Origin of the sequence: Vagococcus sp. WN89Y, from assembly GCF_052220145.1 — a bacterium.
Classification (GTDB): domain Bacteria; phylum Pseudomonadota; class Gammaproteobacteria; order Enterobacterales; family Enterobacteriaceae; genus Kosakonia.
In genome coordinates this window covers 103,923-110,467 of the sequence record NZ_JBQPOM010000068.1, presented here as the reverse complement: position 1 = coordinate 110,467, position 6,545 = coordinate 103,923, and the positions used below count along the sequence as shown (strand labels likewise).

Annotated in this window: 5 protein-coding genes and 1 tRNA gene; 3 read left to right on the top strand and 3 right to left on the bottom strand. The window is 52.8% G+C overall.

Features of this window, described 5'->3' with window-relative positions; genetic code table 11:
* A partial coding sequence (locus tag ACTU3N_RS20090) for an IS3 family transposase (RefSeq protein ID WP_140417647.1) occupies positions 1-109 on the top strand: 109 nt, incomplete at its 5' end.
* A gap of 15 nt (positions 110-124) precedes the next feature.
* On the opposite strand, the gene ACTU3N_RS20085 is transcribed toward ACTU3N_RS20090, so the two are convergent.
* Together ACTU3N_RS20085 and ACTU3N_RS20080 are read right to left on the bottom strand one after the other, a co-directional pair.
* The gene (locus tag ACTU3N_RS20085) at positions 125-403 is read right to left on the bottom strand and encodes an Arm DNA-binding domain-containing protein (RefSeq protein WP_443087901.1); all 279 of its coding nucleotides are present in this window, start codon (positions 401-403) and stop codon (positions 125-127) included.
* Between the two features lie 162 nt (positions 404-565).
* Positions 566-660: transfer RNA gene (locus tag ACTU3N_RS20080), tRNA-Sec, on the bottom strand.
* A 286-nt stretch (positions 661-946) separates the two neighbouring features.
* On the opposite strand from ACTU3N_RS20080, the gene ACTU3N_RS20075 reads away from it, so the two are divergent.
* Complete coding sequence (locus tag ACTU3N_RS20075; RefSeq protein WP_443087900.1) at positions 947-2,338, top strand: glycoside-pentoside-hexuronide family transporter; 1,392 nt, start codon at positions 947-949, stop codon at positions 2,336-2,338.
* Positions 2,339-2,348: 10 nt separating this feature from the next.
* On the top strand, positions 2,349-4,667 hold the full coding sequence (yicI, locus tag ACTU3N_RS20070) for an alpha-xylosidase (protein WP_443087899.1): 2,319 nt from the start codon (positions 2,349-2,351) through the stop codon (positions 4,665-4,667).
* A 64-nt stretch (positions 4,668-4,731) separates the two neighbouring features.
* Here the strand turns inward: yicI and ACTU3N_RS20065 are convergent, their stop codons facing one another.
* Entirely contained in the window at positions 4,732-6,465 is a 1,734-nt protein-coding gene (locus ACTU3N_RS20065; protein ID WP_443087898.1) for an AsmA family protein, read from the bottom strand.
* Positions 6,466-6,545 lie beyond the last annotated feature (80 nt).

Here is a 6,545-nt window from a genome sequence, read left to right as displayed (position 1 = left end):
TGATTACATCGAAATGTTTTATAACAGTAAGCGTCGGCATGGTTCGAGTGATCAGATGCCACCGACGGAATATGAAAATCAATATTATCAACGGCTCGGAAGTGTCTAGATTATCCGTGGCGATTCACTGTGCCAGTTTTTGGGCTTTACGTTCTTCCACTGGGTCTATGCCGTTTGCTACCTGCTTGCGAGCTGTATCGCGTTTCTCACGTGCTGCTGCGAGGCTCACAAGTTCGTAACTGCCAAATGACATTAACCGTGCTTTCCCGGCAAAGCGGAAACGGAAACGCCAGCCCTTCGAGCCATCGGGATTGATAAGCAATGATAGGCCTTGCCCATCGTTCAATGTGTAGGGCTTGTCTTGGGGCTTTGCTCGTTTAATTTGTATGTCTGTTAGTGGCATGTGTATAAGTCAAAAATGTGTATAAAAAATTTATACACATCACTATACATATTTTTCATGGATTCAGAGAGATTTTCTCGGACAGTTACGGATGATTAACCCACTATTATTATTGAAAATAAAGGGTTTTTAAGACTTTCTCGGATGGGTGAGGAGGCATTTTGGCGGAAGATCACAGGAGTCGAACCTGCCCGGGACCGCTGGCGGCCCCAACTGGATTTGAAGTCCAGCCGCCTCACCGGAGACGACGATCTTCCGCGCCTGCATTGCTACATGGAGGCGGGCGCATTATAGCTACTTTCAAGTATTTACCACATCCCCCCACCATAAATTTTCTCATTCTGCTGCCGTGGTTAACGGCGGTTTATGATAAATCTCTGATTTTTCTGAATGTTAGCATTTCTGCATGCGCTTAAGGAACCACGATCACAGAAAAGAAGAAACATAATCTGAATACCAGAAATCGCAATTCCCCCCTTAAAACCGATCGTTTACAACTTTCAAAACGGTTTTCGCGTACTTCTTATGCGTTAAGGAATCAAAATGAACAGTCAGATAATTTCTGTGAAAGAAAAGATTGGCTACGGTATGGGCGACGCTGCGAGCCATATCGTTTTTGATAACGTAATGCTGTACATGATGTTTTTCTATACCGATATCTTTGGCATCCCCGCCGGGTTTGTCGGCACCATGTTCCTTCTGGCGCGTGCGCTGGACGCCATTTCCGACCCGTGCATGGGGCTTATTGCAGACCGCACGCGCAGCCGCTGGGGGAAATTTCGCCCGTGGATAATCTTCGGTGCGCTGCCGTTTGGCGTGGTGTGCGTACTGGCCTATAGCACGCCGGATTTGAGTACCAGCGGTAAAATGGTTTACGCCGCAATCACTTATACGCTGCTCACCCTGCTTTATACCGTGGTAAATATTCCTTACTGTGCGCTTGGTGGCGTCATTACCAACGATCCGCAGCAGCGCATCTCTTTGCAATCCTGGCGTTTTGTACTGGCGACTGCGGGAGGAATGCTCTCCACCGTGCTGATGATGCCGCTGGTAAACTTTATCGGTGGTGAAGACAAAGTGGCCGGGTTCCAGGGTGGGATTGCGGTGCTTGCTGTTGCGGCCTTTATGATGCTGGCATTCTGCTTTTTCACCACCAAAGAGCGTATTCAGGCCCCGCCAAATACCACGCCAATGCGTGAAGATTTGCGCGACATCTGGCAAAACGACCAGTGGCGCATCGTCGGGCTGCTTACCATCCTTAATATCCTGGCCGTATGTGTACGTGGCGGCGCAATGATGTATTACGTCACCTGGATCATGGGGGATGCCGCCATTTTCACTGCGTTTCTCACGACCTACTGCGTCGGTAACCTGATTGGTAGTGCGCTGGCGAAGCCGCTCACCGACTGGAAATGCAAAGTCACTATCTTCTGGTGGACCAATGCTGCGCTTACCGTATTGAGTATTGGCATGTTCTTTGTGCCGATTCAGGCCAGCATCACTATGTTCGCCTTTATTTTCGCCATTGGTGTTTTGCACCAGCTTGTCACCCCTATCCAGTGGGTAATGATGTCAGACACGGTTGATTATGGTGAGTGGTGCAATGGTAAACGCCTGACCGGTATCAGTTTTGCCGGCACGTTGTTTGTGCTGAAGCTGGGGCTGGCGGTTGGCGGCGCGTTGATTGGCTGGGCGCTGGCAGGTGGCGGGTACAACGCTGCCGCTCAGAGTCAGAACAGCACCACCCTCAGTATTATCATTGGTCTTTTCACGTTGGTTCCGGCGGTTTGTTACCTGCTGAGTGCCTTTATCGCTAAGCGCTATTACACCCTGACTACGCCGTTCCTGAAGATCATTATGGTGCAGCTTGCGCATGGCAAACATCGGGAGCAGCCTGGGTTCGGAGGCGTCAACGCTCAGGAAGAATTCCAGTAAGGAGAAGGGTATGAAAATTAGTGATGGCAACTGGCTTATTCAACCGGGGCTGACGTTAATCCAGCCGATACAGGTGTTTGACGTTGAACAGCATGGCTCGGAGATGGTGGTCTATGCAGCACCGCGCGATGTGCGCGAGCGAGGCTGGCAGCTGGATACGCCTCTTTTTACGCTGCGCTTTTTCTCGCCGCAGGAAGGCATTATCGGTGTTCGCATCGAGCATTTTCAGGGCGCGCTCAATAACGGGCCGCATTTTCCGCTGAATATTGCGCAAAATGTGCCTGTAGAGATACGCAACAACGAAGCGTTTGCACAACTGCAAAGCGGCGAACTAACCGTTCGGGTAGGCAAAGGTGACAACTGGGCCATTGACTTTTTACGCGGTGGTAAGCGTATCACCGGCAGTCAGATGAAAAATAATGGTTATGTGCAGGACAGTAACAGTGGGCGCAATTATCTGTTTGAGCGGCTGGATTTAGGCGTTGGTGAAACGGTTTACGGCCTTGGCGAGCGCTTTACCGCGCTGGTGCGCAATGGGCAAAGTGTGGAGACCTGGAACCGTGATGGAGGAACCAGTACTGAACAGGCTTATAAGAATATCCCGTTCTACCTGACCAACCGTGGCTACGGGGTGCTGGTTAATCACCCGGAAGCGGTGGAGTTTGAAATCGGCTCGGAGAAAGTCTCTAAAGTGCAGTTCAGCGTTGAGGGCGAGTACCTGGAGTATTTGGTGATTGATGGCCCGACTCCGCAGGAGGTATTAGATCGTTACACGCTTTTGACCGGCCGCCCGGCATTGCCGCCCGCCTGGTCCTTTGGCCTGTGGCTTACCACCTCTTTCACCACGAACTACGATGAAGAGACGGTTAACAGCTTTATCGATGGTATGGCGGAGCGACAGCTTCCGCTGCATGTTTTCCATTTTGACTGTTTCTGGATGAAGGCTTTCCAGTGGTGTGATTTTGAGTGGGACCCGGTTACCTTCCCGGACCCGGCAGGTATGATCAAGCGCCTGAAAGCGCGAGGCCTGAAAATCTGTGTCTGGATAAATCCGTATATCGGCCAGAAATCGCCTGTTTTCAACGAGCTGAAAGAGAAAGGGTATTTGTTGAAGCGCCCGGATGGTTCGCTGTGGCAGTGGGATAAATGGCAGCCAGGGCTGGCGATTTATGATTTTACTAACCCTGATACTTGTCAGTGGTATGCGGACAAACTCAAAGAGCTTGTCGCACTCGGCGTGGACTGCTTTAAAACCGACTTTGGCGAGCGTATTCCTGTCGATGTGGTGTGGCATAACGGTGCATGTCCGCAGAAGATGCACAACCATTTTGCTTATCTCTATCACGAGCTGGTGTGGAATGTCCTGAAAGAAACCGTTGGCGAGCAGGAGGCGGTGTTGTTTGCCCGCTCCGCCTCCGTCGGGGCGCAAAAATTCCCGGTGCACTGGGGCGGCGATTGCTATGCCAACTATGAATCGATGGCCGAAAGTTTGCGCGGCGGGCTTTCCATTGGCCTGTCTGGCTTCGGGTTCTGGAGTCATGATATCGGCGGTTTTGAAAATACCGCCCCTGCGCATGTCTATAAACGCTGGTGCGCATTTGGCCTGCTCTCCAGCCATAGTCGTCTGCATGGCAGCAAATCTTACCGGGTGCCGTGGCTCTATGATGACGAAGCCTGTGATGTGGTGCGCCATTTCACCCGCCTGAAATGTCGGCTGATGCCCTACCTTTATCGCCAGGCTGCGTTTGCCAGCGAGCGCGGTTTACCAATGATGCGCGCTATGGTGCTGGCTTTTCCTGCCGATCCCGCCTGCGACTACCTCGACCGGCAGTATATGCTCGGTGATTCGTTACTGATTGCCCCGGTATTTAGCGAGGCGGGAGACGTGCAGTTTTATCTGCCCGAAGGGCGCTGGACGCATCTGTGGCATAACGACATGCTCGATGGTAGCCGCTGGTATACGCAGCGTCACGATTTTATGAGCCTCCCGGTATATGTGCGCGACAACACCCTTCTTGCGCTGGGTAATAACGAACAGCGGCCAGATTATCCCTGGCATCAGGGCGCTACATTTCATCTGTTCGCGCTGGATGAGGGGCGCGAGGCGCTGTGCGAAGTGCCTGGCGAAAATGGGGACGTTATCTTTCGGCTCTACGCCCGGCGCGAAGGCGGCGTAATCAGCGTCAGCTCAGAAGGCGATGCTCAGGGCTGGACGCTGTGTTTGCGCAATATCCTGCACATTTCTGCTGTAGAAGAGGCGACACATTACCGCGGCGAATCAGGTGTAATGTTGTCGCCGCAGGGAGATGCGTTTCGTATAACGCTTTAAAACGCATGGCCCTCTTCTGGTATGGAACAGGGCTAAAACCTGCCTGGCGGCTGCGCAGGAATTGCTAATTCTCAGAAGAAGGGGGCGTTTCCGACGCCTCTGGTGGGGGAGTGACCTCGCTGCCTGAAACCACGCCGCCCTGCATACTCTGCTTCACCTGCTGTTTCTGCGTATTGATAACTTGCAGGTCGGCAGTAATTGTTTGCTTCAATGGGACATCGGCGCGCACTGCGCCAGTGGCACTCAGTTGCAAATTACCATCGCCGCTTATCGGTATTGCAGGCCAGCCCCACTCTTGCAAAATATTCACCGGCACGCCGCGTCCGTTAAGGCTTACTTTAACGCTGCGATCGGGCGTTTGCGCAACCACGGCATTGGCTTCAAGTAATCCCTGGCCGGTAAAAGCGCTCATTTCGGTGATATTCACCGTGCCGCTGTTAGCATTTAACGCCAGAGACGGGCGACGCACATCTACACGATTAAACGTTGCCGCCGCGGCGTTAAATTTTGCCGAACCGCCCCATACGCCCCACTTGCGCTCGCGAACCAGTTGCAGATTATCGCCGTAACCATCCAGCGCGGTAAGCTGCCACGGAAATTCCGGCGTGATATCAATCACCAGATTGCGGCTGGCGCTAAATTTTTTCAGCGTCATGCTGTCCAGCCAGGGTGGAAGTTCATCCATCCATAACTGTTTCCAGTTTTCGGGCAGGGTGTACTCCAGCCCCGCGAACGCCGCATCGTCCAGAACCAGCGCATGGCCCTCACGCAGCCAGTTGCCGGAGGTACGCACCATGCCGTTTTCCCAGCGCGTGGTGAACTGCTGTAACGCAATGCCTTGCGCGGTGAATGTGGCATTCAGGATGGGATCGAACAGATGCAGGGAGCCGTAAATAAACTCGTCTGCATTCATCGACAGCCTGCCATCATCGCTTTGCCAGTCGCCTTTGCTCAGCGTCAGGTCGCGCAAACTCAAATCGAGATTGGTCACCGCCCACTCAGGCCCCTGCAAACGCGCATCCGTCACTTCCAGGCGACCGATTTGCAGCGACGGCAGCGTGGTCAGCGGCGCGAAAAAATCACTGAGCGATTTATCGCTTTGCAGGCGGATATCGGTCAGTCGCAGGTTTTTGATTTGCCATCCGCCGTCAGCATCGCGTTGCGCATCGCCGGTGAGCGAACCACGCGCCATATCAGCGCCAATAGTTGTTAGCGTAACAACACCGTTATCAATACTGCCCTGGATAAGCACATTGCTGGCGGGAACGCTGTTTAATGTTAGCGAGCCTGCGCTCATTTGAATTTGGGCTTTGCTGCCAAGAACATTCCCTGCGATTGGCTGCCAGGGCGCAACACCGCCGGTCACACGCTGCGCGCTTAACTCCCAGCCGGTTGCCGGGCTATTAAAAGCCATATTACTTAACTGTAAGCGATCGGCCCGGAAAGGCAGTGGTGCGGCGGCCGGAGACAAGTTAAGTGTGCCGTCTTGCAGCAAAATAGTATCGACATACAACGGATCGGTCAGTTGCCGGCTGCTGAAGCCAATATCTACCGTTTTGGCAACCAGCGTTGCGGGCTGGCCTTTGCGGCCAAAATTCACGTCTTTTAATAAGACGTGGGAAGGAGATGAAAAGCGGTGATCCATCACGCCAAACGTGAGGTGATAGTCGCTATTGTCGTTGACCAGGCGGCTGACCTGCGCTGCGCCCCAGCGCGTTTGCAGCAGAATATAGACGGCCAGTATCGCTACCAACAGGACGATAACAATAGCGAAAATTAGCTTTCCAAGAAATTTCATGATCTTCCATCCCCGAAGTGTCAATAAGGGTGTTATGCACGATTTATGCGCAATGCTCAAGGGCGGAATACGGAAAGGAG